Here is a 26346-nt window from a genome sequence, read left to right as displayed (position 1 = left end):
AGCTCACGTCAGAATCCTTGCACTCCCTGCTTGCCGAGCCAGGCAACCAGGCCGGCAATGCCAGGATCATGAATAAACGCAACAAGCTGCCGGGCTTTCTCCTTTCCTGTGCCGGGAAGCACCTGCCAGTCTGCTGCGTTACGCTCACGCATTTTCTGCCACGTCAGGTCTCCCATAGCATTTAGCGAGGCCTGCGTCAGCGGAACACCCAATGCCATGATCCAACGAATAAAGGGTCGCTCACGTACCAGATTAAAGCGATGCCAGAGCGCCAGCCCGCGTGCTGCGGAAAACCCCGGGGTAGACTCCAGCTGCGCCTGCGTTAATGTCAGCCAAGAGAAGATATGTTCAAAATGATGCGCCTGATGCAGCGCCCGCCAGCCTGACTCACCGACTCCTTCAATATTCAGCACGTGCTTTGAACTGAGCCACTTCAGGCGGGCAAAGAACTGCTCCATACACGCCGGCGAGGCGTAAAAACAGCTCTGCGCATGATAATGCGAGGCCGGGGGTGTGAGCTTTTGTCTCTCTTCCCCCCGCCAGACCACCTTATCGAACCGCGGGATACCCTGCCCGGCCAGACTGACCTGTATCTGATCACCCGTCGCAATATCCAGCCTTTGCCAGCGTTCAACGGACCCAAGACTGACCCGTTGTACCTGCTTATCATCCAGCAGGACAGGGACCAGCGCCGCCACGACCGAGATTTTTCCCGTGCGCCCCACGGCAAAATAAATATCTCTTACTTCGGCAATCTGTGCGACCGGGGGGTATTTCCATGCGACGACCCAGCTGCCTTCTCCGGGCAACCAGTTTTCGCCGGGAGGAGCATCCGCGGACCGCACCACAATGCCGTCCGTGGCAAAGGGTAATGCCGTGTTGTGCCACGTCGAGCGCTGTTTCTCGACTGCATCAACAGACTGTACAGGCAGGGTATAACGGGCCGTCAGGGAAAAGCCGGCTTTAGATAACTCAGACAGCGCACTCGACATCACTTTCGGCCCATCCGGCCAGGCCCAGATAAATATCCCTGTCTGGCTCAGAAGCGGACTGTCCTTTTGCCGCATCATCGCGCCCGCCACTTTTGCCCGTGCGTTCATTCCCCCCATCTGTCGCTGAAGATGGTTGTCGCGTAACCAAAAAAGCTCTCCCTGTAAGACGCTGTTGGCCAGCGCACCGGTCACTTTTTTGGGCACTGCGGGAATTAAATACACTTGTGCAGTCCAGTCTTCACCTTTAAGCCCATCACCACGACTGATAGCCTGGGTTAACTTTCCGTCGCGATACACCAGCGTCACTGCCACCCCGTCGACTTTTGGCTGCATCCAGAGAGTGTCACGACCACGCATCCACTGGCGTAGCTCTTCTTTACTGGCCGCTTTATGCACTCCAGTATGGGCAACAGGATGTCTTACGCTCCCCGTTAGAACCGGTAAGGCCTCCTCAGAAGGTATATCGCCGAAGCAGCGCTGCCACTGCTTTAAACGGCCATTGAGCTGGTCATAGACGTCGTCATTCACCTCGCTCACGCCCTGCTTCCAGTAGGCATCATCCCAGCGTTTGACTTGCGCACTCAACGTCGCAATCTCTTTCTCTGCTTTTGCCTGAGACCACACGGGACACACCGCCGCACCATAGCCGCACCACAACAGCATTAATCCGCTCATCCATCGCCACATCGCCACCCCTCCTTTGCGTTGGTGGAGGTATAACCCGACGCGGAAAACCGTGCTAATGGCCATCTTTCACTCTGCGAGGCGTTGTCAGACGTTTATTTTTATTGCTGCAAAACAGCTGTAAAACCTGAAAACGGCGCGCAAAATTCAATAATGCAGGGGAAAAAGTGTGACAAAGGCTACGTCACACAGCGGCGACGTGTATAATAAGCCCGTATGTAGGACTTCTTCGTTAACACATACAAAAGACTCTCATGGCTCAAGGCACGCTTTATATTGTTTCTGCCCCTAGTGGCGCGGGTAAATCCAGCCTTATTCAGGCACTGTTAAAAACCCAACCGCTGTACGACACACAGGTTTCTGTTTCTCACACCACGCGTAAACCGCGTCCGGGTGAAGTGCACGGTGAACACTATTTCTTTGTTGATCACGATGAATTCAGAGCGATGATTGGCAGAGACGCGTTTCTTGAACACGCAGAAGTTTTCGGTAACTACTACGGCACTTCGCGTGAAACCATTGAGCAGGTTCTGGCCACGGGCGTAAATGTGTTCCTGGATATCGACTGGCAGGGCGCACAGCAGATTCGCAAGAAAATGCCTGATTCACGTAGTATCTTTATTTTACCGCCATCGAAAGATGAGCTGGATCGCCGACTGCGTGGCCGCGGTCAGGACAGCGAGGAAGTGATCGCCCGGCGTATGGAGCAGGCAGTTGCAGAAATGAGCCATTACGCGGAATATGATTACCTTATTGTGAATGATGATTTTGATGCCGCGCTGAGCGATCTCAAAACCATTCTTCGCGCAGAACGCTTGCGTATGAGCCGCCAGAAGCAGCGACATGACGCATTAATCACCAAACTGTTGGCAGACTGAACCCACTTTCAGTATCATGCCCAGTCATTTCTTCACCTGTGGAGCATTTTAAGTATGGCACGCGTAACTGTTCAGGACGCTGTAGAGAAAATTGGTAACCGTTTTGACCTGGTGCTGGTCGCCGCGCGTCGCGCTCGTCAGATGCAGGTAGGCGGTAAAGATCCGCTGGTACCGGAAGAAAACGATAAAACTACCGTTATTGCACTTCGCGAAATCGAAGAAGGTCTGATCAACAATCAGATCCTCGACGTACGTGAGCGCCAGGAGCAGCAAGAGCAGGAAGCCGCAGAACTGCAGGCCGTAACCGCCATTGCTGAAGGTCGTCGTTAATTAAACCTGCGGGTCGCCCTTGTATCTGTTTGAAAGCCTGAATCAACTGATTCAAACTTACCTGCCTGAAGACCAGATTAAGCGTCTTCAGCAGGCGTATCTCGTTGCACGTGACGCTCACGAGGGCCAGGCACGTTCAAGCGGTGAACCCTATATCACGCACCCGGTAGCGGTGGCCTGTATTCTGGCCGAGATGAAACTCGACTACGAAACGCTGATGGCTGCCCTGCTGCATGATGTGATCGAAGATACCCCTGCCACCTACCAGGATATGGAACAGCTGTTTGGCAAAAGCGTTGCCGAGCTGGTGGAAGGGGTCTCTAAGCTTGATAAGCTGAAATTCCGCGACAAGAAAGAGGCGCAAGCCGAAAACTTTCGCAAGATGATTATGGCGATGGTGCAGGATATCCGCGTCATTCTTATCAAACTTGCTGACCGTACCCACAATATGCGCACGCTGGGCTCACTTCGCCCGGACAAACGTCGCCGCATTGCCCGTGAAACCCTCGAAATCTACAGTCCGCTGGCGCACCGTTTAGGTATCCACCACATTAAAACCGAGCTGGAAGAGCTGGGTTTTGAAGCGTTATACCCGAACCGCTATCGCGTGATTAAAGAGGTGGTGAAAGCCGCACGCGGCAACCGTAAAGAGATGATTCAAAAGATCCTCTCTGAAATTGAAGGACGTTTACAGGAAGCGGGAATTCCGTGCCGCGTCAGCGGTCGCGAAAAACATCTGTACTCCATCTACTGCAAAATGGTGCTCAAAGAGCAGCGTTTTCATTCGATCATGGATATCTACGCGTTCCGCGTGATCGTCCACGACTCTGATACCTGCTACCGCGTGCTGGGCCAGATGCACAGCCTGTACAAACCGCGTCCAGGGCGCATGAAAGATTACATCGCCATTCCAAAAGCGAACGGCTATCAATCTTTGCACACCTCGATGATCGGTCCACACGGCGTGCCTGTTGAAGTGCAGATCCGCACCGAAGACATGGACCAGATGGCGGAGATGGGTGTGGCTGCACACTGGGCTTATAAAGAGCACGGTGGCGAAAGCAGTACAACCGCACAAATCCGCGCCCAGCGCTGGATGCAAAGCCTGCTGGAACTGCAGCAGAGTGCGGGTAGCTCGTTTGAATTTATCGAGAGCGTTAAATCCGATCTCTTCCCGGATGAGATTTACGTTTTCACCCCAGAAGGCCGCATTGTCGAACTGCCTGCAGGCGCTACGCCGGTCGACTTTGCTTACGCCGTGCATACCGATATCGGCCACGCCTGCGTGGGCGCGCGTGTCGACAGGCAGCCTTATCCGCTCTCTCAGCCGCTTTCCAGCGGCCAGACGGTGGAAATTATTACCGCACCGGGCGCACGTCCGAACGCGGCCTGGCTGAACTTTGTCGTGAGTTCCAAAGCACGCGCCAAAATCCGCCAGTTGCTGAAAAACCTCAAGCGCGATGATTCCGTCAGCCTGGGGCGTCGTCTGCTCAACCATGCGTTGGGTGGTAGCCGTAAGCTGGCTGAAATCCCGAAAGAGAACATTCAGCGTGAGCTGGAGCGCATGAAGCTCGCCTCGCTTGATGATCTGCTGGCAGAAATCGGCCTCGGCAACGCCATGAGCGTGGTCGTGGCGAAGAACCTGCAGCAGGGTGATACCACGGCGATCCCGACGACGACGCAAAGCCACGGTCATCTGCCGATCAAAGGCGCGGACGGCGTACTTATCACCTTCGCGAAATGTTGCCGTCCTATCCCGGGTGACCCGATTATTGCGCACGTCAGTCCGGGTAAAGGGCTGGTTATCCACCACGAATCCTGTCGTAACATCCGCGGCTATCAAAAAGAGGCGGAGAAGTTCATGGCAGTCGAGTGGGATAAAGAGACGGCACAGGAATTTATCACCGAAATTAAGGTGGATATGTTCAACCACCAGGGCGCCCTGGCGAACCTGACGGCAGCAATCAATACGGCCTCTTCCAACATTCAGAGCCTGAACACGGAAGAGAAAGATGGCCGCGTCTACAGCGCCTTTATTCGTCTGACCGCCCGTGACCGCGTGCATCTGGCGAACATTATGCGCAAGATCCGCGTGATGCCGGACGTGATTAAAGTCACCCGTAACCGAAACTAGACTTATGAATTCAAAACGTTACGAGCGTATCTGCGAAATGCTCGCCAGGCGTCAGCCTGACCTGACGGTCTGCATGGAGCAGGTCCACAAACCTCATAACGTCTCTGCAATTGTCCGTACCGCAGACGCCGTAGGCGTGCATGAAGTGCACGCCGTCTGGCCGGGTGCCCGCATGCGAACCATGGCTTCAACTGCCGCAGGCAGTAACAGCTGGGTGTCTGTCAAAACCCACCAGACTATTGGCGAAGCCGTATCGCACCTGAAAGGTCGCGGTATGCAGGTCCTGGCCACTAACCTGTCCGCAAAAGCCGTCGATTTTCGTGAGATCGACTACACCCGCCCGACCTGTATTTTGATGGGTCAGGAGAAAACCGGGATCACCCAGGAAGCGCTGGATCTGGCGGATCAGGATATCATCATCCCCATGATCGGCATGGTGCAGTCTCTCAATGTCTCCGTGGCCTCTGCGCTCATTCTCTATGAAGCGCAGCGCCAGCGTCAGAACGCGGGTATGTACAAGCGCAGCAACAGCATGCTGCCGGAAGAGGAGCAGCAGCGCCTGCTGTTCGAAGGTGGTTACCCGGTGCTGGCTCGCGTCGCGAAACAGAAAAAACTGCCGTACCCCCACGTCAACGCGCAGGGCGAAATTGAAGCCGATGCCGAGTGGTGGGCCACCATGCAGTACGCAGGATAACCGATGAAAGGCCGTCTGCTGGATGCCATACCGCTCAATAGCCTGACGGGCGTAGGTGCGGCGCAAAGCAGTAAACTGGCAAAAATTGGCCTGCACACCGTGCAGGATCTCCTGCTCCATCTCCCCCTGCGTTATGAAGACCGCACCCAACTCTATAAGATTGGCGATCTGCTGCCTGCCATTTACGCCACCGTTGAAGGCGAAGTACTGAACTGCAATATCACCTTTGGCGGACGCCGGATGATGACCTGTCAGATCAGCGACGGCACCGGCATTCTCACCCTGCGCTTTTTCAACTTCAATGCGGCCATGAAAAACAGCCTTGCGACCGGTCGCAGGGTGCTGGCCTATGGTGAAGCCAAACGCGGGAAATACGGCGCAGAGATGATCCACCCGGAGTATCGCGTTCAGGGAGATCTGAGCACGCCGGAGCTGCAGGAGACTCTGACCCCGGTTTATCCGACGACCGAAGGCATCAAGCAGGCAACGCTGCGTAAGCTCACTGACCAGGCGCTGGAACGGCTGGATACCTGCGCCATTACCGAGCTACTGCCGCCTGAGCTGGCTCAGGGCATGATGAGTCTGCCCGAGGCGCTGCGCACCCTGCACCGCCCGCCGCCAACCCTGCAGCTTAGCGACCTGGAAAGCGGCAAACACCCCGCTCAACGGCGTCTTATCCTTGAGGAATTACTGGCTCATAACCTGAGCATGCTGGCGGTACGGGCGGGCGCGCAGCGTTTTCATGCCCAGCCCTTAAGCTCACGAGATGAACTCAAAGATAAGCTGCTGGCCTCACTGCCGTTTAAACCCACCGGTGCACAGGCACGCGTCACGGCCGAGATCGAACGCGATATGGCGCTTGATGTGCCCATGATGCGCCTGGTTCAGGGGGATGTGGGGTCCGGTAAAACGCTGGTTGCAGCCCTGGCTGCCCTGCGCGCAATTGCCCACGGCAGGCAGGTGGCGCTAATGGCCCCCACCGAACTGCTGGCTGAACAGCACGCTAATAACTTCCGCGCGTGGTTTGCCCCGCTTGGGATTGAAGTGGGCTGGCTTGCCGGGAAGCAAAAAGGTAAAGCGCGTCAGGCACAACAGGACGCCATTGCCAGCGGTCAGGTACAGATGATTGTCGGCACGCACGCGATTTTCCAGGAGCAGGTACAGTTTAATGGTCTTGCCCTGGTGATTATCGACGAACAACACCGCTTCGGTGTACACCAGCGTCTGGCGCTGTGGGAGAAAGGGCTGCAGCAGGGCTTCCACCCGCATCAGCTGATCATGACTGCCACACCTATCCCGCGCACCCTGGCAATGACCGCCTACGCCGATCTCGATACATCGACCATCGACGAACTGCCGCCGGGCCGTACACCGGTCACCACGGTCGCCATTCCGGACACACGCCGGAGCGATATCATCGACCGCGTGCGCAACGCCTGCACTCACGAAGGCCGTCAGGCCTACTGGGTCTGCACGTTAATTGAAGAGTCTGAACTGCTTGAAGCGCAGGCCGCGGAAGCGACATGGGAAGAGCTGAAGCTGGCGCTGCCCGAGCTGAACGTGGGTCTGGTTCACGGGCGGATGAAGCCTACTGAGAAACAGGCGGTGATGCAGTCGTTCAAACAGGGTGAACTGCATTTGCTGGTTGCCACAACGGTGATTGAAGTCGGCGTAGACGTGCCCAATTCCAGCCTGATGATCATCGAAAACCCGGAGCGTCTTGGCCTTGCGCAACTCCATCAGCTGCGCGGCCGCGTTGGCCGCGGTGCTGTCGCCTCTCACTGCGTGCTGCTCTACAAAGCACCGCTCTCGAAAACCGCACAGATGCGTTTGCAGGTGCTGCGCGACAGTAACGACGGTTTTGTGATTGCACAAAAAGACCTGGAGATCCGCGGCCCAGGCGAACTGCTGGGCACGCGTCAGACGGGTAACGCCGAATTCAAAGTGGCGGATTTACTGCGCGATCAGGCCATGATCCCCGAAGTTCAGCGCCTCGCACGCCATATTCATGAGCGCTACCCCGAACAGGCGGCAGCGTTAATTGAGCGCTGGATGCCGGAAACTGAACGCTATTCCAACGCCTGATCTCAGGCAAACATCGGCAGCATCAGGTAAAGCTTGATCACCAGCGCGTTGACGATATCAATGAAGAACGCCCCGACCATCGGGACCACCAGAAACGCCATATGCGAAGGCCCAAAACGTTCGGTGATCGCCTGCATGTTGGCGATAGCCGTCGGCGTTGCCCCCAGACCAAACCCACAATGCCCGGCCGCCAGCACTGCTGCATCGTAGTTTTTACCCATCATGCGCCAGGTTACAAACATGGCGTAGAACGCCATAAACAGTGCCTGAACGGCCAGAATAGCCACCATCGGCAGTGCCAGTGAGGCCAGCTCCCAGAGCTTGAGGCTCATCAGGGCCATCGCCAGGAACAGCGACAGGCAGACGTTGCCAAGCACCGATACGGCACGTTCAAATACGCGGTAGAAGCCCATCAGCGCCAGACCGTTACTCAGCAGCACCCCAACAAACAGCACGCACACAAACGTCGGGAGCTCGAACGCTGAACCTGCCAGCCATTGCGCAACCACTTTGCCCACCGTCAGGCAGATGGCAATCATCGCGATAGTTTCAATCAACACCAGCGAAGTGATGGTGCGCCCGACGTCGGGTTTTTCAAAGGCAGTGGGCACCAGCTCATCGTCCGGTCTTCCGTCTGGCGTACCAGAGTGCTTCACCAGATACCGCGCCACCGGCCCGCCGATCAGGCCGCCCAGCACCAGACCGAAGGTGGCGCAGGCCATCGCCACTTCGGTGGCGTTTTCAAAGCCGTAGCGCTCAGTAAACAGCTTGCTCCACGCCGCCCCGGTACCGTGGCCACCAGAGAGGGTGATTGATCCGGCCAGCAGCCCCATCAGCGGATCCAGCCCCAGCAGCGTGGCCATCCCGATACCAATGGCGTTTTGCATCACTAGCAGCCCTACCACCACGATCAGAAATACGCCGAGCACTTTGCCACCCGTCCGCAGGCTCGCCAGGTTGGCATTCAGGCCAATGGTGGCAAAGAAGGCCAGCATCAGCGGATCTTTCAGGGACATATCAAAATCAATTTCCCAGCCCATGCTTTTCTTCAGCACCAGCAGGGCCAGCGCCACCAGCAGTCCGCCGGCAACAGGTTCAGGAATGGTGTATTTCTTCAGAAGGGAAACGCTGTGTACGAGCTTACGGCCAAGCAGTAAGACCAGCGTTGCGGCAACAAGGGTCGACAACGTATCGAGATGAATCATAAAAGGCTCCTGTTATGCGCGTGTTCCATACACACGCGGCGTTATCCTGGGCCGGCTTGCGCTCGTCATGAGCCGCCGGCGCAAAAAGTGTAATTTTTTTTCCCCATGGGTTGTAGAAAACCTGCTCACAGCGGCAGATTTTCTTGTCTTTTTTTGTTGGCAATCGTTTGCTTTTACCAGGTGGTCAGATAAAATGCCCGCTTTTCCACCGTGGGATTGTCGCCGATGTCCGTTAACACCCTTGAGTCTCCCGATGCGCAACCGATTGCGCAGAAGCAAAATAGCGAACTGATTTACCGCCTTGAAGACCGTCCGCCTCTTCCTCAGACGCTCTTTGCCGCCTGCCAACACCTGCTGGCTATGTTCGTTGCGGTGATCACCCCGGCGCTGCTGATCTGCCAGGCGCTTGGTTTACCGGCTCAGGATACACAGCACATCATCAGTATGTCCCTCTTTGCCTCCGGCGTGGCGTCCATTATTCAAATTAAAGCGTGGGGCCCGGTGGGGTCTGGATTGTTGTCGATCCAGGGCACCAGTTTTAACTTTGTCGCACCGCTGATCATGGGCGGTACAGCCCTCAAAACCGGCGGCGCGGATGTTCCGACCATGATGGCGGCGCTGTTTGGCACGCTGATGCTGGCCAGCTGCACCGAGATGGTGATCTCCCGGGTACTGCACCTGGCGCGTCGCGTGATCACGCCGCTGGTATCTGGCGTGGTGGTGATGATCATTGGCCTGTCGCTGATTCAGGTTGGCCTGACCTCCATCGGTGGCGGTTATGCGGCAATGAGCGACCACACTTTTGGTGCACCGAAAAACCTGCTGCTGGCCGGCGTGGTGCTGGCAATCATTATTCTGCTTAACCGTCAGCGTAACCCGTATCTGCGTGTGGCATCGCTGGTGATCGCCATGGCGGCCGGTTATCTGCTGGCCTGGGCGCTGGGTATGCTGCCGGAGAACACCCCGCAGACCAACAGTGCGCTGATCACCATTCCAACGCCGCTGTACTACGGCCTGGGCATTGACTGGGGTCTGCTGTTGCCGCTGATGCTGGTCTTTATGATCACCTCGCTGGAGACGATTGGCGATATCACCGCCACGTCTGATGTCTCCGAGCAGCCGGTCTCCGGCCCGCTGTATATGAAACGCCTGAAAGGCGGCGTACTGGCGAATGGCCTGAACTCGTTTGTCTCTGCGGTCTTCAACACCTTCCCGAACTCCTGCTTCGGCCAGAACAACGGCGTGATCCAGCTGACTGGCGTTGCCAGCCGCTACGTCGGTTTTGTGGTGGCGCTGATGCTGATCGTCCTCGGCCTGTTCCCGGCGGTAAGCGGTTTTGTGCAGCATATACCTGAACCGGTGCTGGGCGGCGCAACGCTGGTGATGTTCGGGACCATCGCGGCTTCCGGTGTACGTATCGTCTCCCGCGAACCGCTGAACCGCCGCGCCATCATGATCATTGCCCTGTCGCTGGCCGTGGGTCTGGGTGTTTCACAGCAACCGCTGATCCTGCAGTTTGCCCCGGACTGGGTGAAAAACCTGCTCTCTTCCGGCATTGCGGCAGGCGGTATCACCGCGATTGTTCTGAACCTCGTTTTCCCGCCTGAGAAAAATTGATCGCCCTCACGGCAGGCTGTCAACGCCTGCCGTGACATCTCTTTACACCATTCCCGCCTTGAGCATTGCGCATAAATCGTGCATAACTCCCTTATGTGCGTTTCGCGGGATGGAAGACCATGAAATTTATTGGAAAGGTACTCGTCTATCTTCTGGTGGCCCTGCTCATTGTGGTGCTGGCGCTCTATATTCTGCTCCAGACCCGCTGGGGAGCATCTCAGGCCAGCAACTGGATAACGGTGAATACCGATTACGAACTCAATTTCGACCTGATGGATCACCGCTTTTCGTCACCTTCCCACATCATTCTGGAAAACGTCACGTTTGGCCGCGACGGTAAACCCGCCACGCTGGTGGCCAGGAAAGTCGATATTGGTCTGAGTAGCCGACAGGTCACCGATCCGCTGCACATGGACACCATTACCCTGTTCGATGGCACGCTTAATCTTTCTCCTCAGACGGCACCGCTCCCGTTCCAGGCGGACCGTTTGCAGTTGAACAACATGGCCTTTAACAGCCCCAATACGGAATGGGATCTCAGCGCACAGAAAGTAACGGGCGGCGTCAGCCCGTGGCAGCCAGAAGCAGGCAATGTGTTGGGTAAAAACGCACAGATCCAGGTGAGCGCAGGCTCGCTTACCCTGAACGGCGTGCCGGCCACCAACGTGCTGATTCAGGGACAACTCAACGGCAAAGAGGTGGTGCTGAACACCATTGGTGCCGATATGGCGCGCGGTTCGCTCACCGGGTCCGCCCTGCGCAACGCTGACGGCAGCTGGATTATCGACACCATGCGTCTGAATGAGATCCGCCTGCAAAGCGATAAGTCACTGGTGGATTTCTTCGCGCCCCTAACCACCATTCCCTCGCTGCAGATTGGCCGTCTGGAAGTGACTGACGCACGCCTGCAGGGGCCGGACTGGGCGGTGACCGATCTCGATTTAAGCCTGCGCAACCTGACACTCAGCAAAGGCGACTGGCAAAGTCAGGAGGGGCGTTTGTCCATGAACGCCAGCGAGTTTATTTATGGCTCTCTGCATCTGTTCGACCCGATCATGAATGCGGAGTTCTCCCCGCAAGGCGTGGCGCTGCGCCAGTTTACCTCCCGTTGGGAGGGCGGCATGGTACGCGCTTCCGGCAACTGGCTGCGCGAGGGTAACGCGCTGGTACTGGACGATGTCGCCATCGCCGGGCTGGAATACACCCTGCCGCAGAACTGGAAAACGCTGTGGATGGAGCCGTTACCGGAATGGCTGAACAGCCTGACGCTGAAAAAATTCGGCTTGAGCCGCAACCTGGTTATTGATATCGACCCGGCTTTCCCGTGGCAAATCACCTCTCTTGATGGCTATGGTGCGAACCTGCAGCTGGCGAAAGATCGCCAGTGGGGCGTATGGGGTGGCAGCGCAACGCTGAACGGCGCGGCGGCGACCTTTAACCGCGTGGACGTGCGTCGTCCGTCGCTGGCGCTGAACGCTAACGCCTCAACGGTAAACATTACCGACCTGAGCGCTTTCACCGAAAAAGGCATTCTGGAAGCCACGGCGACGGTTTCACAGCTTCCGCCACGGCAGACCACAATCAGCCTGAACGGACGCGGCGTGCCGCTCAACGTGCTGCAGGCGTGGGGCTGGCCGGCGCTGCCCATTGGCGGTGATGGCAATATCCAGCTAACCGCCAGCGGCAGCGTGCAGGCCAACGCACCGCTGAAGCCGACGGTTAACGGGAAACTGAATGCGGTAAATATGGATAAACAGCAGGTGCAACAGACGATGACGGGGGGAGAGGTGTCGACACTATCCTCACCCCTGCCCTCTCCCTGAAAGGAAGAAGAAGCAAACCCTTCCCTCCCCCCGTTGGGGAGAGGGTCAGGGTGAGGAAAATTAAAGGTGTACCACCACCTCATTACCCTCCGCTTTCACCACCACGCCCCACTCGCTCCCGGCCTCTGAGCCGCCTTTTACGCCACTCAGTTTCTGCACGTTGCGCAAGCAGACCGACCAGTTTCGTGCGTCACCTGTGCCGGTAATGGTCACGGTGTCGCCGCTGCGTGTGGCTTTCAGCGTAAATACTACAGAACCGTCCGCCGCGGGCACTTCGCTCACCGCCATCGCGCCATCGCCCAGGTTAAACAGCTGGAAAGCTGTCCCTTCGTTCCAGGCGTAGTCCGGTTTCTGTTGATTGTTGCCCAACGCCAGCAGGGTGTTATCGCGCACATAGACCGGCAGGCTGCGGAAATCATGCTGCTGTTTATGCCAGCGGCTGCCCTTGATTTCATCGTTATGCCAGAGATGGGTCCAGCGCCCTTCCGGTAGATAAAACTGCACGTCACCGGCCTCAGAAAATACCGGGGCTACCATCACCGACTCCCCCAGCATGTACTGACGGTCGAGGTAATCGCATGCCGGATCGTCCGGGAACTCCAGCATCATCGCCCGCAGCATCGGTGTGCCATACTCGCGAGCCAGGGCAGCCTGGCGATAGAGATACGGCATCATCTGACATTTCAGCTGAGTGAAGTGACGCACCACATCACAGGACTCATCATCGTACGCCCACGGTACGCGGTAAGATTTGCTGCCATGCAGGCGGCTGTGGCTGGATAACAGCCCAAACGCGCACCAGCGTTTGTAGACGTGTGCCGGCGCGGTGTTCTCAAACCCACCGATGTCATGGCTCCAGAAGCCAAAGCCGGACAGACCAATCGACAGCCCGCCGCGCAGGCTTTCCGCCATCGACTCGTAGTTGGCGTAACAGTCGCCACCCCAGTGCACCGGGAATTGTTGCGCACCTACCGACGCCGAGCGGGCAAACAGCACCGCCTCATCCGCGCCCACCGTTTCTTTCAGTACGTTCCACACCAGTTCGTTATATAGGTATGCGTAGTGGTTGTGCATCTTCTGCGGATCGGAACCGTCAAACCACTGGACGTCCGTCGGGATGCGCTCGCCAAAGTCGGTCTTAAAGCAGTCGACGCCAATATCCACCAGGCCTTTCAGCTTGTCGGCATACCACCGGCACGCGTCCGGGTTAGTGAAGTCATAAATCGCCAGGCCCGGCTGCCATTTGTCCCACTGCCACAGGGAACCGTCCGGACGCCGGAGCAGATACCCTTTTTCCTTCAGCGCCTGGAATACCGGCGACTTCTGGCCGATATACGGGTTAATCCACACGCAAACCTTCAGCCCTTTCTCCTTCAGGCGGCGGATCATCCCTTCCGGATCCGGGAAAGTCACCGGGTCCCATTCAAAATCACACCACTGGAAGGCTTTCATCCAGAAGCAGTCGAAGTGGAAGACGTGCAGCGGCAGGTCGCGCTCCGCCATGCCATCAATAAAGCTGTTCACCGTGGCTTCATCGTAGTTAGTGGTAAACGACGTGGTCAGCCACAGGCCGAATGACCACGCGGGCGGCAGCGCCGGGCGTCCGGTGAATCGCGTATAACGGTTGAGCACCTCTTTTGGCGTCGGGCCGTCGATCACAAAGTACTCGAGATATTCACCTTCTACGCTGAACTGCACTTTGGAGACCTTCTCGGAGCCAATTTCAAACGACACGTTTTCCGGGTGGTTCACCAGCACCCCGTAGCCGCGGTTGGTCAGATAGAACGGGATATTTTTGTATGACTGCTCGGTACTGGTGCCGCCGTCGCGGTTCCAGGTCTCGACCGTCTGGCCGTTACGCACCAGCGCGGTAAAGCGCTCGCCGAGGCCGTAGACCGTTTCACCTACGCCCAGATCCAGACGCTCAAAAACATAATGACGATCGGTACGGGTATCCTGCACGTAACCGTTGTTTTTCAGCTGACTGCCGGTAATACGCTGTCCGTTGCGCAGAAAATCCAGCGCCCAGCACTCGCCTTTGGTGACGCGCACGCTGAGGTGACCGCTTTTCAGCTCAGCAAATTCGGCATTGTTTTCAATCTCAACGTTCATCTCTTTGATGACATTCAGAGGATAGTGCGGACCGTTGTTCAGCGCGCCCTGGAAGTGCTCGATACGCACGCCGACAATCCCTTCCTGCGGGGAGAAAAGACGGACAGTGAACATCAGGGTATCAAGCTGCCAGGTACGTTCTCGTACATCACGCGGCGCCACGTACACCACAAGGTCATTGCCCTGCTGCTCTACATCGAACACCTGAACCGGGCAGGTGACGTTCAGGCCCGGTTGAATGAGCCAGTTTCCATCACTGATTTTCATACTATCGTCCTCTTAGTTCTGTAATTCTTTACTCACCGGCAGGTTGTCAAACTCCTGCTGATTGCGGCGCGCGCCGTGTGCCAGCTCGCTCATGATTTTGGTCAGGAAAGGCGTTTTCAGGGTGTAGTAGCGTTTGGCGATGATGGCGCTCAGCACATAGCAGACCGCCGGGGCCAGGGTGAACAGGCCGATAATGATGCTGATGGTCGCGCTGTTCTGGGTTTTAGCTGCGGCGTCATAACCACCTCCTGCCAGCATCCAGCCGATCATCGCACCGCCCAGCGCCAGGCCGAGTTTCAACACAAACAGCGTGCCCGCGAAGCTGATGCCGGTAAGACGCTTGCCGTTGGTCCATTCGCCGTAGTCGACGGTATCGGACATCATGACCCACTGGATCGGCGTCACCAGCTGATGCAACACCCCAATCACAAAGATGAAGGTGAACATCACCACCGTGGCATGCATGGGAACGAAAAACATCGCCACGCTGACCGCTGCCAGGGCGGCGTTGGTCCACCAGAAGATGCTGACCTTGCATTTCCAGTCGGTGAGCGGTTTCGCCAGCGCAGAGCCAATCAGGTTGCCGACACAGTAGGTGGTGAGGAACGCGACAAAGATTTCCGGCGAGCCCATGATCCAGGTGCAGTAGTACATCATCGCGCCGCCACGCACGCAGACGGCGAGGATATTAAGAATGGTCAGCACGCCAACAATACGCCACTGGTCGTTGTGCCAAATATCTCGCAGGTCTTCGCGCATGGAGGTGGTGCTCGGCGGCACCTGGATGCGCTCTTTGGTGGTGAAGAAGCAGAACGCCAGCATCAGGAACGCGACCACCGACAGCACGGCGATCCCGCCCTGGAAACCGAACGCTTTGTCATCGCCACCAATCAGGTTAACCAGCGGCATCATCAGTACCGTCGAGAGCATGCCGCCCGCGGTCGCCAGCACAAAGCGCCAGGACTGCAGGGAGATACGCTGCGTCGGGTCGTTGGTGATCACACCGCCCAGGGCGCAATAAGGGATGTTAACCACGGTATAGAGCAGCGTCAGCAGCGTGTAGGTAATGGCGGCATAGATCATTTTGCCGTTGAGGCTAAGGTCCGGCGTGGTGTAGGCCAGCACGCAGACAATGCCGAACGGGATGGCACCGAACAGTATCCATGGCCGGAATTTACCCCAGCGGCTGCGGGTACGGTCGGCGATCAGGCCCATGCACGGGTCCGAAATCGCATCCAGCGCACGTGCCAGCAGGAACATCGTGCCGACAAACCCGGCAGGAATGCCGAAGATATCGGTATAGAAAAACATCATGTACAACATAACGTTATCGAAAATGATGTGGCTGGCGGCGTCACCCATGCCGTAACCAATCTTCTCTTTTACTGACAATACGTCGCTCATTTTTTTATCCTTCACGCTGTAGGGGGCGCTGAGACCGGTTACAGATTTTTAAACCATTGTTTCAGGAGCGGGTATTGCGTTTTCTGGTTAGCTGGTTACGTTTCTTGTTTTTTGTGATCGCGGTAAATATTGACGAGCACGAAATGCTAACCTGAGGATTTTCTTAGGAATTAACTGAAACAGGGGTGTTAAGGTCAAAAGAGAGGTGAAAAAAGTGTGCCGGGGTATGTGGTAAATGCCTGAAAGTAGCTATAATGCGCCCCGCCTCCATGTAGCAATGCAGGCGCGGAAGATCGTCATCTCCGGTGAGGTGGCTGGACTTCAAATCCAGTTGGGGACGCCAGCGTTCCCGGGCAGGTTCGACTCCTGTGATCTTCCGCCAAAATTCTTTTCATATGTGATGGACATCACTAGATCATTCTAAAAATTCATATATACATCTCATTTCCCACTTCCTATAATTAATGAGATCGTTATGAACGATATTCAAAAGGAACATCTTTCGCCTTTTTTCTCTGTTTTAGTTGGTTTTAATAAATCAAACTACACGCCTAAATTTATACATGAATCTATAATGCAAATTATAGATACTAAAATTTATAATGAAGGAGATATATTAAAATATCCATTATCAACTGAACTAATTAAGGATTCCACACTATTTATCTCTCCTTACTCTATAAAAAAAATCCCAAGCTGGACCAGCAGAAATGATATTCATGATACAGAAAATCATGTTGCTTTGACTTTTAACCTTGGTAGTTATGTGGCATTTTATTTTTCAGAAAAAGGAATGAAAGACTCGATAAGGGAGTATTTTAAAAGCACGTCACTGCCATACTTACATCCTGTTGAAATATCTAAATTAAATCACTTATTTATTAATGAAGATAATATCAAGATGTTATGGTTGTTAGGTATACATGGAAAGAATACTTTTAAGGCTGATTCAAAAGTATTGGGCGGCAATAGTGTAGCAGAATCTTTAGATCCTTTAGAGGATCAATCTTACATGATGTCTGCTGTGCGAACCGAAATTGGTATCAATAATAAAACAATAGGGCTAAATCCCTTTAAGTCATCTATTTGGAAAGGTCCATGTAAAGATTGGGAAACTTTTGAAAAAAATGTTATCGAAATATTGGACATGCTAAACTCTAACGACCAAAACAACCTTTCGCCAATAGGCATTTTAGCTAGCCCAATAAATGAGTTAACAGGCGTAAAAGATGCTTATGATTTTTCCGTGCTTGATCCCGATTTCGTTCCTTACGAAATGAGCATTACAAAATCTGAATTACTAAGAAAGATTTCCAAGAAATATAAGACTGAAATCTCGCCTAACATAGGCTCATCCTTTTCACTAAAAGTTTTTTATGAAAATGTTCATTGCGGCGATATTAGCGTAAAGTTAATAATAAAAGAATATGAAGTTTCTTTTGAGATTTGTAGCCTCCATCCAATTCCACAAAAAAAAGATATACTCAATAATTACGCTAAGATTCTTAAATACCCTGAATTAATTAAGTGTTGGTATGAGTCCGGTCATGCGATAGTAAATACATGGATTTTTAAAACCGATTATAAAGATGTTGAATATAATAGGTTCATTTGGGCTGACTTCGAGAAATTTGATATCTGTAAAGAGAAACCTTTAGTGTCAGAAAAACTCGATTTAAGCATGATAGGAATGCAGGATTCTCTTTTTTGCTGGGTAAGGAATAGATGGAATAGTCGTTGGAATACTTACGAAAATTTCAATACTACTGAAAAACCTACAGGTTGGTTATATTGCGACGATGGCGCGGGAGAAAAAGCAGATTTTATTCATATCGATGAGTATCTTGGAACGACTATAGTATCTCTGATTCATATAAAAGCAGCCAATAGTATTAGCAGTGGTAGAAGAATATCTGTTGGTGCTCATGATATTGTTTTGAGTCAAGCAGTAAAAAACCTTAGATACTCAAATCGTAAAAACCTCATTCAGGATCTAACTGAAAGGGCTGCTAATTCTAAAAATAAAATGTGTTGGCATGAAAATAAATTAATACAATCTTCTGATTTTTTAAATAAACTTACAACTTTAAACGCCAACCCTAATAAAATAAAAACCCGTGTGATAGTTATACAGCCCCATACAACTAAGAGCTATTATTTGAAATCACATAATAATAATATCAAAAGACAATTAGACGTACTGTTAGTTAGTTCCGACAATGCAATAAAATCTTCAGGCGCAGAGTTTCACATTATAGGCTTTAATGATGATTGAATTTTTGAATATTATCTCTAACCGTTAGGTTCAATTCCTTTAGATCTCAATGCATCCCTCGCCAGCTCCTTCAGCCAGCTGGCGAGACTCACTCCTTCCTCAGCCGCTACAGCATCCAACTGTTCCTTCAATGCCGGATCAATACGCATCTTAAATTGCGGAGACTGTCCGCCGCCTTTTGGTTTTTTTTCGCGCGATATGATTGACATGACGCCACCTATCCATTTAATCTCACACACATAGGAGGCCACCTATACCTCCTGTCTTTGCAACGCCCCGATGTGCGGGAACACAACCGGAGCGTCTAACCTCACCAACTATCAAGGAGTTGATTATGGCTGATTCGCATTCTAACCCAGACACCGACCAGTCCGGAACCGAGCGTTCGTTAATTGTGGGATACCGCCCGAATGTTTTCGACAAATCCACGCCGAAAATTATCCTTTCCGGCAAATGGCTACGTGCCGCGGGTTTTGATACCGGAAAGCAGGTCACGGTAAAGGTCATGAAAGGGTGCATCGTTCTGATGGCTTATAACGAGCAGGAGCAAAGGTTGCAGGATGATTACAAACGGACGAAGGCAAAGCTTATTCAGATAGAGGAAGCGCTTGCCGCGATTAAAACTCAATTTCCTGGAAAGCTCCTCGCAAAATCAAATACAAACCACCTGGCTTAGCAGTTGTTTCTGGCATACTACGTGCTTATAGCGTTAGACGTTGAAGGTGTGGAGGCGACATGGTAGATAAAGACGTAATTCAATCTCCGGTAGGCGAATTTATTATGTTTGCCAGCGGTGACGGAAGAGTACGTGTCGAATGTCGCTTCGAATCAGACACAATCTGGTTATCCCAGGCAGCAATGGCCGATCTGTACGGTAAAGATGTTCGAACCATCAATGAGCATCTTATGAATATATTTTCCGAGGGTGAAATTGATCAACATTCAACTATCCGGAAATTCCGGATAGTTCGCCAGGAAGGAAAACGTAATGTGTCCAGAGAGATAGATCACTACACCCTCGAAGCAATACTTGCTGTGGGGTACCGTGTTCGTTCGCCTCGCGGCATCCAATTCCGCCAGTGGGCTACCCAAACGCTCCAGGAATATCTGGTAAAAGGTTTCGTTATGGACGACGAGCGCCTGAAGAATCCGCCTGTCGGATCATCCGCCGTACCTGACTATTTCGATGAAATGCTGGAACGCATTCGCGACATTCGAGCCAGCGAACGCCGGGTGTATCTCCGCGTGAAGGAGATTTTTGCGTTAGCCGCTGATTACCAACCATCGCTTAAAGAAACCACACAGTTCTTCCAGACCATCCAGAATAAACTGCATTTTGCCTGCACGGGTCATACCGCTGCTGAGTTGATTCACCAACGTGCAGACGCCACTCAACCGCATATGGGACTGACCAGCTATAAAGGCGAAGAGGTCAGCAAAAGCGATGTCACCACCGCTAAAAATTATCTGTCGCAAGATGAAGTAAGCGAACTAAATCGCGTCGTGAATATGTGGCTCGATTTTGCTGAAGATCAGGCCAAACGCCGCAAGCAGATATTTTTACGAGACTGGCAAACCAAACTCGATCAGTTCCTGCAATTTAACGACCGGGACGTTTTAGAAGGGGCAGGTAAAATCAGCAAGAAAGCGGCTGATGAAAAGGCATGCTCAGAATACATTGAGTTTGAAAAAAAGCAGCGCCTGCTGAAAGAAGCCGAAGGAGAGAAAGATATCATCGGCTTAGTAAAATGGGATAAGCAGGCTAAGCGCTAATCCCGGAGCTTCATATGCAACAACGGAAACGCATTCCCCTGTCCGTCGCGTTCTGAGCGCCCGACCTGCACAAACCCCATATGCTGATAAAACGCAACGCCCTGCGGGTTTTGCTCGTTTACATCCACTTCATTCGCACCGAAATGCGCAATGGCATAGTTCAGCAGCAATTTCCCTACGCCTTTTCCCCGGCTCGCATCATCCACAAACAGCATTTCAATGCGGTTTTCATCGACGCCTAAAAAGCCATGAATAACACCCGCTTCATCGCGGGCAATCATAACCTTGAGATTGGGCAGATACGCGTTGAGCAATAACGGGCGCAGCGCCGCAATATCACTTTCCTGCAAAAAGTGGTGGGTGGCACGAACGGAAGACTCCCAGACTGTGACGAGGCGTTCGAAGTGTGAGGGGTGTGCGGTTTCGATTTTCATGAGGGGGATCATTATAGAGCGCAGCGATTAAATCAAGTATCCAGAAGCATAGAGGCAATAAAATGAAGACTTTAAATGAAGTAATAAACTCTCGAAACTGTGAAAGTCGAGAGCGTATCAAGGAAATGGCCCGGAAGTTGGTGCAGGAGACTGGTCAGCAGATAGAGCATGAAAAGCAAGAATCCCCAACAGACATTGAGAATAAAGAAACCAGCTAATCCTTCATGGTAGTTGTTCGGGTAAACCGAACAACTGAGGAACGGTAAATATTCTAGCGCCCTGTCCCCCCTCACCTAGCCCTCTCCTTCAGGGAGGGGGAACTGACCGTGCGGTTTGTCATCCCCCACCTTAATCTCCATCACCGCATATACCCCGTCTTTCGGGACCACCACGGTGACATTTTCCACCGGCACGCCTGCCGCGATATGAATATCCTGCAGCTGCCGGAGCGTCCGCGGGTAAATATCCTCCCAGCCGATACAGCGCAAAATAAAATCGATTTGTGGGCTGCTGGCCAGCATATTCGAGACAATCACCGCCCCGCCGGGCTTTATCAGCCGCAGCGCACGCTGGAGGAAAATCACCGCATCGGCATCGTTGAAATAGTCGAAAATCCCGAGTGCATCCACCAGTTCGGCCTGATGCTCGCCCAGCTCATGCAATAAATCTTCGTTACGCACCAGCGTATGGAGCAAGTTGCGCCTGAGCAGGGTCAGCTGTTCACCCACGATAATGCCTTCCTGCGCCGCCATGGTTTCGGCCCAACTGAGCGCCACAGGGTCTTTATCCACCAGCGTCAGATACACCTGCTGGCCGTCGAGCTTCGCCTCGCGCAGCGCCTCCAGCACGGGGATTGCAGCCCCGCTTGCCAGGCTCACCCAATTGTTATCGTTCCCGTTGCGGATGTATTTATCCACCATCGCAGCCAGTACTTTTGCACGGGAGCGCACACCAATGGCATCGTTCGCATGGATAAACCACTGGCGGCTGTCGCTGTCCATTCGGGTTCCGTCTGGCAGGCGCTCCTCCAGCGGGTTTTGCACCACAAAAAGCGCCAGCGCAGAGGGAACCAGCCGGGTACGCCACGCGGTGAGCGCCGGACGATTGCGGTAGGCTTGCCCGGAATAACGGTTCTGTGGGACAAGCACGGCCTGTCCCCCCTCTTCGTATTCAATCAACGGAGGACGAAGCGCCGGGTCGGCTTTCAGCGCCCGGTTAATCGAATTGATCTCACGGGCAGTGTCGTCCTTCATCGGCCACTGGTCGCTAATATCCGGAAATGACGCACTGAAAATGGTCATATTTTCCGGTGCGTCGCCGCGAAAAGGCTGCCAGTTCATGTCGTCGTCCCCCGTTGAGCTTTTAACGGAAGTCTATCCAGGCGAGCCAGTAAAACCCTACGAAGAAAGCACGATCTTCACTGCTTAACCCACACCAGCTGATCAACCTTGAAGCCCAGACTGCGTGCGGTATTCAGGTAGTCCTGTTTCACGGCATCCGGAATCGTCGGCGTACGAGACAGGATCCACAGATAGTCGCGGTTCGGCCCGCTCACCAGCGCATACTGGTACTTATCGTCCAGCTTGATCACGTTATAGCCGCCGTAGAAGGGGCCGAAGAACGACACCTTCAGCGCTGCCGTCGTCGGTTCGCCGGTAAAGTACGCTTTGCCTTCACTCTCATTCCACTTGTTTTTGACCGGGTCGAAACCCCGGTTAAGCACGCTGATGCCACCGTCGCTGCGCTCGCCGTAGGTGGCGGTCACCTGCTCCAGCCCGCGTTCGAAGCGGTTTTCCAGGCGGGCGACTTCATACCACTTGCCGAGATAGCGGCTGGCTTCAAAATTTGAAATGGGCTTTACGCCTTTCGGTGGCGTAGGGGATTTGCAGGCCACCAGAGTCAGGGCAATGGCGACACCAGTCACAACAGGCCATAGTTTCATGAGAATTCCTTTCATTTGCACGGTTGGAAGTAAAGTGTAGTGCACCGTTACGGCGCTTCATCCCGTGAGGGAAAATTCGTAGTATATTGAGAGTATTCCTCCACTCTGGACACGGACATGGCTTACTCCATCGGCGAATTCGCCAGACTCAGCGGGATCACCGCCACGACGCTGCGGGCATGGCAGCGTCGCTATGGCTTACTCAAGCCACAGCGCACGGAGGGCGGCCATCGCCAGTACAGTGATGAGGACGTCCAGCAGGCACTGAAAATCCTCGACTGGGTGAAAAAAGGCGTGCCCATTGGCCAGGTCAAACCGCTACTGGAACGCCCCGTCCCGCGCCGGACCAACAACTGGCAAACGTTGCTTGAGACCATGCTGCAACGCCTGCAGGACGGGAAAATTGAGTCCCTGCGCCAGATGATTTACGACGCTGGCCGCGAATACCCCAGGCCAGAGCTGGTTGCAAATGTGCTGCGTCCGTTGCGCAGCCAGATGTCAGCCAACATCCCTGCCGCCATGACCCTGCGCGAGATCCTCGACGGTATTATCATCGCCTACGCCTCGTTCTGCCTTGAAGGCGACAAAAAAGCGCCGGGTGATAACATCCTGCTTAGTGGCTGGTACCTGAATGACCCATGTGAAATCTGGCTCGAGGCGCTGACGCGTACCGGACAAGGACACCGTATCGATATTTTGCCTACCCCCTCCACGTCACTGGCGCCTGAAATTTTCCCCGAGCGCAAATGGCTTCTGGTGACCAGCGGTAAACTGACCGCCGCACGGAAAAAGCAGGTGGCGCAGTGGCAGCAGCAGGTATCCCTTGAAGTGATTATCCTCTGATTATTTTCTCCTGCGGTAAACTTCACGAAAAGTTGAATATTTTTCCGTCCCGCAAATGCTAACGTTTTCCTGTGACTGACAACCCCACAGGAAAACACAATGAAAAAAACAACCCCTCTGCTGATGCTGGCCGCCATGGCCTTTACCCCTGCCGCGTTTAGCGCCCCTGCCGGCACCCTGAGCGTACATATTCTCGACCAGCAAACCGGGATGCCACCATCTGACGTTACCGTCACGCTGGAGAAGCAGCAGCAGCAGAACACATGGACCCAGATTGCCAGCGGCAAAACCGACCACGACGGACGTATCAAATCACTCTATCCGCAGGATCAGGACATGCAGCCAGGCGTGTATAAAGTGACCTTTAAAACCGCTGATTACTTCCACGGCAAAAAGCTGGACACCTTCTTCCCGGAGATCCCAGTGCTATTTACCGTGACCCGAACCAACGAGAAACTTCACATCCCGCTTCTGCTGAGCCAGTACGGCTACTCGACCTACAAGGGCAGTTAAGCCGCATTGATTTTAAAGGATAATAAAAAATAACTCCGCCAATACTTGGACAAATTACTCATGTTGTGTAAGTTTTAGATATACGAACTGGAGACACACACCATGACAATGAAACCTGTAATCGGTATTAGCGGATGTTTGACCGGTTCCGCCGTTCGCTTCGACGGCGGACATAAGCGTATGGGCTTTGTCATGGACGAACTGGCCCAGTGGGTGAATTTCAGGCCCGTCTGCCCTGAGATGGCCATCGGCTTGCCGACGCCACGCCCTGCACTGCGTCTTATCGTGACGGACAGCGGTGAAACCCAGATGCGTTTTAGCCACGCCCCGCACGAAGACGTTACGCAAAAGATGGCTGACTTTACGGCAGATTATCTGCCTAAAATCGGCGATCTGGCGGGATTTATCGTCTGTGCAAAATCCCCCAGCTGCGGCATGGAACGCGTGCGGCTGTATGATGAAAACGGCAACCGGGGCCGCAAGGAGGGTGTCGGGCTGTTCACTGCCACCCTCCTTGAAACCCTGCCGTGGTTACCCGTGGAAGAAGATGGCCGCCTGCACGATCCGGTGTTGCGGGAAAACTTTGTTGAGCGTGTTTTCGCGCTTCATGAACTGAACACACTGCGCGCCCAGGGTCTGACGCGCCGTGCGCTATTGGACTTCCACAGCCGCTACAAACTTCAGCTGCTGGCGCACCATCAGGCGGGTTATCGTGAAATCGGCCCGTTCGTTGCCACGCTGCACGAGTGGGAAGATTTGGACGCCTTCTTTGTGGCGTACCGCGAAAAGCTGATGACCATCCTGAAGAAACCTGCCTCGCGGAAAAATCACACCAACGTGCTGATGCATATTCAGGGGTATTTCCGTAACCAGCTAAACAGCCGCCAGCGCGGCGAACTTCGCGACGTGATCCTGCACTACCGTAACGGGCAGTTGCCCATCCTCGCGCCGATCACGCTGCTGAAGCACTACCTGGCCGAATACCCTGACCGGTATCTGATGACGCAAAACTACTTTGATCCCTATCCTGATGATTTGGGTCTGCGTCTGGCAGTCAAGTGATCATAAAAATGCGAAGGCCCCATTGACCCTCAGAGGCCCAAAGCAGTACCCCGTTTAGACGACACCCTCACTGTCGTCTCTTTTTTTGCATTTAACCTTAAAGACTGTAATTATATACAGGCCTACAGTGCAAAAAAGGAGCCTGCCTGTGATCAAAAGCCTGCACATCCAAAACTACCGCTCGATTCGCGACATGTCGCTGGAGCTGGAAGCGCTCAATATCGTCTTCGGCCCCAACGGTACCGGGAAATCGAATATCTACAAGGCGATACACCTGATGCACAGCGCGGCGCAGGGGCAGTTCTCCCAGGCGCTGGCAAATGAAGGCGGTATTCTGAAGGTGTTCTGGGCAGGTAAGACCCGTAGCGACCAGCTCCGGCGGATGAGCCTCGCGGTGGAAACGGACACTTACGAGTACGAGCTGCAGGTGGGCTTTGTCGAGCAACTGCCCTATCCCTCCCAGTTTCAGCTCGATCCGGTCATTAAAGAAGAGTCCATCTGGCTTACCGGTCAGCGCCGTCGCCCTTCATCACAGCTGATGAAGCGCAGGAATCAGGCGGTGTTTCTCAACAACGTGCACCACGAAAAAGTGACTCACAGCGGCACGCTGTATGAAAACGAATCGGTGTTCGGGCAGCTCGGCGAACCGCATCTCTACCCGGAAGTGTCGCAGATGCGCGAGTCCCTGCGTAACTGGCGCTTTTATCATGAATTTTCCGTCTCGTCCGGCTCGGCGATGCGTGCCCCGCAGGTCGGTTTCCGCTCCCCGGTACTGGCCAGCGACGGCGCCAACCTGGCGGCCGCATTTCAGACCATTGTCGAGATTGGCGATGAAATGTTGCTGATGCGCATTCTTGATCAGGCCTTCCCCGGCTGCGAATTTTACAGCGACAACACCGGCGGCCGCTTTCGCATGATGATGCAGCGCGAGGGGCTGAGCAGGCCGCTGGAACCGGCGGAGTTTTCCGACGGCACGCTGCGCTTCCTGTGCCTGGCGGTAGCGCTGTTAAGCCCGCGCCCACCGGCCTTTATCGCGTTGAACGAACCGGAAAATAGCCTGCACCCGCAGATGCTGCCCGCGCTGGCGAGCTTAATCGCCGAGGCCAGCCGCTACTCGCAGATCTGGCTCACCAGCCACTCGCCGGAACTGGCGAAGTTGATTGAGAAGCAGCGGTCGTTTTCGCTGTATCAGCTGTCGATGGTGGAGGGGGAGACGAGGGTGGAGAGGCTGGGGTAGTTTTTTGTCTTCTTGCTTCATTAAATTGAGTGATTAATAAGT

The 26346-nt window shown here is 54.1% G+C and carries 23 protein-coding genes and 1 tRNA gene; 16 read left to right on the top strand and 8 right to left on the bottom strand.

Going from position 1 to position 26346, the window contains the following annotated elements:
* Positions 1–8: 8 nt before the first annotated feature.
* Positions 9–1679, bottom strand: coding sequence for an NAD-dependent DNA ligase LigB (ligB, locus tag ACN9MQ_RS00475; RefSeq protein WP_426021491.1), 1671 nt, complete (start codon positions 1677–1679; stop codon positions 9–11).
* A 251-nt stretch (positions 1680–1930) separates the two neighbouring features.
* On the opposite strand from ligB, the gene gmk reads away from it, so the two are divergent.
* Genes gmk through recG form a run of 5 tightly spaced genes read left to right on the top strand, consistent with a single transcriptional unit; the run spans position 1931 to position 7797 of the window.
* Positions 1931–2554, top strand: coding sequence for a guanylate kinase (gene gmk, locus ACN9MQ_RS00470; RefSeq protein WP_014168044.1), 624 nt, complete (start codon positions 1931–1933; stop codon positions 2552–2554).
* 54 nt (positions 2555–2608) lie between these two features.
* Positions 2609–2884 carry a DNA-directed RNA polymerase subunit omega gene (gene rpoZ / locus ACN9MQ_RS00465; protein ID WP_000135058.1) on the top strand — a complete coding sequence of 92 codons (276 nt, stop codon included), beginning with the start codon at positions 2609–2611 and terminating at the stop codon, positions 2882–2884.
* Between the two features lie 19 nt (positions 2885–2903).
* A complete protein-coding gene (gene spoT / locus ACN9MQ_RS00460; protein ID WP_014168043.1) occupies positions 2904–5018 on the top strand; it encodes a bifunctional GTP diphosphokinase/guanosine-3',5'-bis pyrophosphate 3'-pyrophosphohydrolase in 2115 nt (704 codons plus the stop codon).
* A gap of 4 nt (positions 5019–5022) precedes the next feature.
* Entirely contained in the window at positions 5023–5712 is a 690-nt protein-coding gene (gene trmH, locus ACN9MQ_RS00455; protein ID WP_014168042.1) for a tRNA (guanosine(18)-2'-O)-methyltransferase TrmH, read from the top strand.
* Positions 5713–5715: 3 nt separating this feature from the next.
* On the top strand, positions 5716–7797 hold the full coding sequence (gene recG / locus ACN9MQ_RS00450) for an ATP-dependent DNA helicase RecG (RefSeq protein ID WP_426262673.1): 2082 nt from the start codon (positions 5716–5718) through the stop codon (positions 7795–7797).
* Positions 7798–7799: 2 nt separating this feature from the next.
* Here the strand turns inward: recG and gltS are convergent, their stop codons facing one another.
* Positions 7800–9002 (bottom strand): sodium/glutamate symporter, encoded by a 1203-nt coding sequence (gltS, locus tag ACN9MQ_RS00445; protein WP_014168040.1) that lies wholly within the window; start codon positions 9000–9002, stop codon positions 7800–7802.
* Between the two features lie 225 nt (positions 9003–9227).
* On the opposite strand from gltS, the gene xanP reads away from it, so the two are divergent.
* The gene (gene xanP / locus ACN9MQ_RS00440) at positions 9228–10619 is read left to right on the top strand and encodes a xanthine/proton symporter XanP (RefSeq protein WP_032679316.1); all 1392 of its coding nucleotides are present in this window, start codon (positions 9228–9230) and stop codon (positions 10617–10619) included.
* A gap of 119 nt (positions 10620–10738) precedes the next feature.
* The gene (locus tag ACN9MQ_RS00435; RefSeq protein ID WP_047355968.1) at positions 10739–12442 is read left to right on the top strand and encodes an AsmA family protein; all 1704 of its coding nucleotides are present in this window, start codon (positions 10739–10741) and stop codon (positions 12440–12442) included.
* A 60-nt stretch (positions 12443–12502) separates the two neighbouring features.
* Here ACN9MQ_RS00435 and yicI read toward each other — a convergent pair whose 3' ends face one another.
* Positions 12503–14821 (bottom strand): alpha-xylosidase, encoded by a 2319-nt coding sequence (gene yicI, locus ACN9MQ_RS00430; protein ID WP_426021493.1) that lies wholly within the window; start codon positions 14819–14821, stop codon positions 12503–12505.
* 12 nt (positions 14822–14833) lie between these two features.
* Complete coding sequence (locus ACN9MQ_RS00425; RefSeq protein ID WP_426021494.1) at positions 14834–16225, bottom strand: glycoside-pentoside-hexuronide family transporter; 1392 nt, start codon at positions 16223–16225, stop codon at positions 14834–14836.
* A gap of 287 nt (positions 16226–16512) precedes the next feature.
* Between ACN9MQ_RS00425 and ACN9MQ_RS00420 the strand changes: the two genes are divergently transcribed.
* Both ACN9MQ_RS00420 and ACN9MQ_RS00415 read left to right on the top strand, forming a co-directional pair.
* A tRNA-Sec gene (locus tag ACN9MQ_RS00420) sits at positions 16513–16607 on the top strand.
* A 93-nt stretch (positions 16608–16700) separates the two neighbouring features.
* The gene (locus ACN9MQ_RS00415) at positions 16701–18500 is read left to right on the top strand and encodes a hypothetical protein (RefSeq protein ID WP_426021495.1); all 1800 of its coding nucleotides are present in this window, start codon (positions 16701–16703) and stop codon (positions 18498–18500) included.
* 17 nt (positions 18501–18517) lie between these two features.
* Here the strand turns inward: ACN9MQ_RS00415 and ACN9MQ_RS00410 are convergent, their stop codons facing one another.
* Entirely contained in the window at positions 18518–18709 is a 192-nt protein-coding gene (locus ACN9MQ_RS00410) for a toxin-antitoxin system HicB family antitoxin (protein WP_040019068.1), read from the bottom strand.
* A 125-nt stretch (positions 18710–18834) separates the two neighbouring features.
* On the opposite strand from ACN9MQ_RS00410, the gene ACN9MQ_RS00405 reads away from it, so the two are divergent.
* Positions 18835–19176, top strand: a complete 342-nt coding sequence (locus ACN9MQ_RS00405) for a SymE family type I addiction module toxin (RefSeq protein ID WP_040018371.1) — start codon at positions 18835–18837, stop codon at positions 19174–19176.
* A 59-nt stretch (positions 19177–19235) separates the two neighbouring features.
* Positions 19236–20273 carry a virulence RhuM family protein gene (locus ACN9MQ_RS00400; protein WP_333169827.1) on the top strand — a complete coding sequence of 346 codons (1038 nt, stop codon included), beginning with the start codon at positions 19236–19238 and terminating at the stop codon, positions 20271–20273.
* On the opposite strand, the gene ACN9MQ_RS00395 is transcribed toward ACN9MQ_RS00400, so the two are convergent.
* On the bottom strand, positions 20270–20707 hold the full coding sequence (locus ACN9MQ_RS00395) for a GNAT family N-acetyltransferase (RefSeq protein WP_426021496.1): 438 nt from the start codon (positions 20705–20707) through the stop codon (positions 20270–20272). The two genes, ACN9MQ_RS00400 and ACN9MQ_RS00395, sit on opposite strands and share 4 nt — an antisense overlap.
* 62 nt (positions 20708–20769) lie before the next feature.
* Between ACN9MQ_RS00395 and ACN9MQ_RS00390 the strand changes: the two genes are divergently transcribed.
* A complete protein-coding gene (locus ACN9MQ_RS00390) occupies positions 20770–20925 on the top strand; it encodes a hypothetical protein (RefSeq protein WP_154815906.1) in 156 nt (51 codons plus the stop codon).
* A gap of 75 nt (positions 20926–21000) precedes the next feature.
* Here the strand turns inward: ACN9MQ_RS00390 and ACN9MQ_RS00385 are convergent, their stop codons facing one another.
* Together ACN9MQ_RS00385 and ACN9MQ_RS00380 are read right to left on the bottom strand one after the other, a co-directional pair.
* Positions 21001–22047, bottom strand: coding sequence for a class I SAM-dependent methyltransferase (locus tag ACN9MQ_RS00385; protein ID WP_040018368.1), 1047 nt, complete (start codon positions 22045–22047; stop codon positions 21001–21003).
* A gap of 77 nt (positions 22048–22124) precedes the next feature.
* The gene (locus ACN9MQ_RS00380) at positions 22125–22649 is read right to left on the bottom strand and encodes a lipocalin family protein (RefSeq protein WP_020882704.1); all 525 of its coding nucleotides are present in this window, start codon (positions 22647–22649) and stop codon (positions 22125–22127) included.
* A 117-nt stretch (positions 22650–22766) separates the two neighbouring features.
* Between ACN9MQ_RS00380 and ACN9MQ_RS00375 the strand changes: the two genes are divergently transcribed.
* The 4 genes from ACN9MQ_RS00375 to ACN9MQ_RS00360 all read left to right on the top strand — a co-directional run bounded on the left by ACN9MQ_RS00375 (position 22767) and on the right by ACN9MQ_RS00360 (position 26304).
* The gene (locus tag ACN9MQ_RS00375) at positions 22767–23492 is read left to right on the top strand and encodes a MerR family transcriptional regulator (RefSeq protein ID WP_014168030.1); all 726 of its coding nucleotides are present in this window, start codon (positions 22767–22769) and stop codon (positions 23490–23492) included.
* Positions 23493–23591: 99 nt separating this feature from the next.
* Complete coding sequence (gene uraH / locus ACN9MQ_RS00370) at positions 23592–24005, top strand: hydroxyisourate hydrolase (RefSeq protein WP_121340342.1); 414 nt, start codon at positions 23592–23594, stop codon at positions 24003–24005.
* Positions 24006–24107: 102 nt separating this feature from the next.
* Positions 24108–25067 carry a YbgA family protein gene (locus tag ACN9MQ_RS00365; RefSeq protein ID WP_020882705.1) on the top strand — a complete coding sequence of 320 codons (960 nt, stop codon included), beginning with the start codon at positions 24108–24110 and terminating at the stop codon, positions 25065–25067.
* 148 nt (positions 25068–25215) lie between these two features.
* Complete coding sequence (locus ACN9MQ_RS00360; protein ID WP_426021497.1) at positions 25216–26304, top strand: AAA family ATPase; 1089 nt, start codon at positions 25216–25218, stop codon at positions 26302–26304.
* Positions 26305–26346: the final 42 nt, after the last annotated feature.

Origin of the sequence: Enterobacter sp. R-25, from assembly GCF_049913205.1 — a bacterium.
Lineage (GTDB): Bacteria > Pseudomonadota > Gammaproteobacteria > Enterobacterales > Enterobacteriaceae > Enterobacter > Enterobacter ludwigii.
Note: the sequence above shows the minus strand (reverse complement) of the source record. Positions and strands in the feature narration are given on the sequence as shown.